4 protein-coding genes are annotated in these 2,720 nt (G+C 69.1%); 2 read left to right on the forward strand and 2 right to left on the reverse strand.

Annotation, left to right across the window (positions count from 1 at the left end; translation table 11 throughout):
- Positions 1 to 476 (forward strand): TetR/AcrR family transcriptional regulator (locus ON23_RS28130; protein ID WP_039781944.1); only part of this gene is annotated, 476 nt, incomplete at its 5' end.
- A gap of 44 nt (positions 477 to 520) precedes the next feature.
- Positions 521 to 1,333 (forward strand): acyl-CoA thioesterase, encoded by an 813-nt coding sequence (locus ON23_RS28135; RefSeq protein ID WP_039781945.1) that lies wholly within the window; start codon positions 521 to 523, stop codon positions 1,331 to 1,333.
- Positions 1,334 to 1,381: 48 nt separating this feature from the next.
- Here ON23_RS28135 and ON23_RS28140 read toward each other — a convergent pair whose 3' ends face one another.
- Together ON23_RS28140 and ON23_RS28145 are read right to left on the reverse strand one after the other, a co-directional pair.
- Positions 1,382 to 1,834 carry a nitroreductase/quinone reductase family protein gene (locus tag ON23_RS28140; RefSeq protein WP_245556158.1) on the reverse strand — a complete coding sequence of 151 codons (453 nt, stop codon included), beginning with the start codon at positions 1,832 to 1,834 and terminating at the stop codon, positions 1,382 to 1,384.
- A 72-nt stretch (positions 1,835 to 1,906) separates the two neighbouring features.
- The coding region (locus ON23_RS28145; RefSeq protein WP_039781946.1) for a hypothetical protein at positions 1,907 to 2,720 on the reverse strand (814 nt) is incomplete at its 5' end.

Raw genomic sequence — 2,720 nt, forward strand, 5'->3', positions numbered from 1 at the left:
AATCGCTGCGCAGCTTCTACCTGCAGTTCGACGGTAAACACGAACTTCTGCTGGCCCTGTTCGAGGATGCGCTCAGCCGCACCGCGGACCAGCTCCGCGCGGCCGCCGACGGGCAGGACGATCCGATCGACCAGCTGCGGGTGACCATCGAGCTGCTGTTCGAACTGAGCCGGCCGGATCCGACCGCGCAGCGGCCGCTGTTCACGGATTTCGCTCCGCAGCTGCTGGTTTCACATCCCGCGCAGGTGAAGGTGGCGCATGCGCCGCTGCTGAGCCTGATCACGGAGTTGATGGAGAAGGCCCAGGAACAGGGCCGGTTGCGCAAGGAACTCAACGCGCGCCGGACCGCGGCGATGGTCATGCAGACGGTGATGTTCACCGCGCAGTCCACCGGTGGCACCGACGAGGAGACCACCCACCCGATCACCGCCGAGGAAGTCTGGAACTTCTGCGCTCACGGCTTTGCTCAAGACTGAGAATTCCATTCTCACATCAGAGAAGGTCGCTTACACTCGGATTCATGCCCGATCTGTGGAGCGACCTTCTCGCTTGTCTCGACCTGCATTCGGTTCCGGCCGGCGACGGCCGCGATACCGCGGTGTTCTCCGGCCCCAACCAGAGCCTGGGGTACCACCGGATCTTCGGCGGCCAGTTGCTGGCGCAGTTCGTGCGCGCCGCGCAGCTGACCTGTCCGGACAAATCAGTCAAATCGCTGCACGCGCTGTTTCCCCGCGAGGGTAAACCCGACGAGGCGCTGCGATACCGCGTGCAGGTCCAGCATCAGGGGCGGAGCTTCGCCTCGGTCACGGTGCTGGCGGAGCAGGGCTCGAGAGTCGCTGCCACCGCGGCGATATCACTGCATGCCGCCGACGAGGGTCCCGAACAGCAGGCGACCGCGCCGATCGGGCCGCTGCTGTCGGCCGAGCACAAGGCCGGATTCGACATCATCCCCTGGGAGACACGGACGAACGTCGACCTCGACGACACCGGTTCGGCCGCACCGGAATTGGAGTTTTGGATGCGGACACCGGCCGCCGACGCCACGCTGGCGCCGGCGTTGACCGGCTATGCCACCGACCTCACGCTGATCGGCACCGCACTGCGCCCGCTCGAGGGAGTGTGCCAGCGCGGCAACGGCACCGCGTTCCACTCCGCGGTCACCAGCCACACCCTCTGGTTCCACCGGCCGTTCCGCACCGACGAGTGGCTGTTGCTGCGCCAGGACAGCCCGGTGATGGCGCAGGGCCGCTGCTTCGGCCGCGGGGACGTGTTCACCGAGAACGGTTCACTGGTCGCCTCTTTCGCGCAGGAAGCCATGGTTCGGTTCCCGTAAGACCGAACACATTGCCGCAGCACCTCCGGTGCGCGGCACACGGCGTGCTCACTCGCCGCGCGGGGACAACTCGATCAGCGGAATCCGCCGGGCCGTGCGCTTCTGATAGTCCGCATAGCCCGGATAGGCCCGCACGACCTGCGGCCACCGTGCCTCGCGTTCGGCCGGGGTGAGTACGCGCGCGGTCATGGGCCGTGCCGCTCCGTGCCGGAAGGACACCTCGACGCGGGGTTCGGCGCACAGGTTGTGGTACCAGGCGGGCGAGACGGCGTCTCCGCCCCGCGACGCCACGACCAGATAGCGGTCGCCGCCCACGATCGGGACGGTGAGTACCACGGTGTGCGGCCGCCCGCTGCGCCGGCCGACGGTGGTCAGGGTCAGCGTGGGCATGTTCTTGAAGCGGGTACCGAGGCGGCCACCGGTGACGTCGAGCAGTGTGCGGTGCAGGCCGGTCACGGTCTTCAGGCGCAGGTCGGTGGCGATGCGGCGGGTGTCGGGCACGGGAGCTCCTCGGGTCGGAAGGCGGTCGGGTACCGACGATCCGGGTCCGGCTTGTGAGCGACCAGTGACCGATCAGTGGTCCAGACGCGCGCGGGCGGCATCGATCCACCCCTGGTTCGCGCAGCCCTCGGCGATGCGCAGGGCGGCGCGGTGGTGTTCGGCGGCGAGATCCGGATCGTCGTACCGCGCCGCCAGGTCTCCGAGCACGAGATCGACCGGGCCGACGGTGAACGACCCGGTGTCGGCGCCACCGAGACGATCGCGATACCGCAGCAGGTCACGGTAGATCGCGGCGGCCTCCTCCGCCGTGCCGAGCGCGGCGATCACCATGCCGCGCAGGGTGAGGAACAGCGAGCGGAACAGGTCTTCCGGAACCGGTCGTGCCCGGCGCCGGACGCGAGCCGCCGCAGCCCGGTCACCGGCGGCGAGCAGGACGAGCGCGTGGAAGTCGACGGTCGCGTCCGCGGTGTCCGCCGGGGCGCTTCGGATGAATTCCTCGATCGTCTCGGCCAGTTCCCCGGCCCGGCCCTGATACAGGCGGACCGTGAACAGCGCCATGAGCGGAAGGGTGCCGGCATTGAAAATTCCTGTGCGGGAGAGCAATTCGGCGGCCTCCAGGTAGCGCCGCTCGGCGTCGTCGGCGTCACCGCCCACCAGTGCCAGCAGTCCGCGCGCCATCGCGTTCGCCGCCTGGGCTTGCCGCCACTGATACCGGTCGGCCGGCCCGGTGGCCGCCTCGAGATGTGCGCGGGCCGCCTCGAGATCGCCGGCGAAGGCGGCGGCCTGCACCGCTACGGTGTGGCCCAGCAGCAGGTAGGCATGGTGATCGTTGCGCCGGCCGATCTCGATCAGTTCGGCGCCGAGCGCACCGCGATCCGGGCTGTCA

This window comes from Nocardia cerradoensis NBRC 101014 (genome assembly GCF_000308535.1).
Classification (GTDB): domain Bacteria; phylum Actinomycetota; class Actinomycetes; order Mycobacteriales; family Mycobacteriaceae; genus Nocardia; species Nocardia cerradoensis.

Excerpts from the sequence above, each read along its gene's own strand:
- ON23_RS28135 (WP_039781945.1), top strand. The coding sequence starts at position 521 with ATGCCCGATCTGTGGAGCGACCTTCTCGCTTGTCTCGACCTGCATTCG.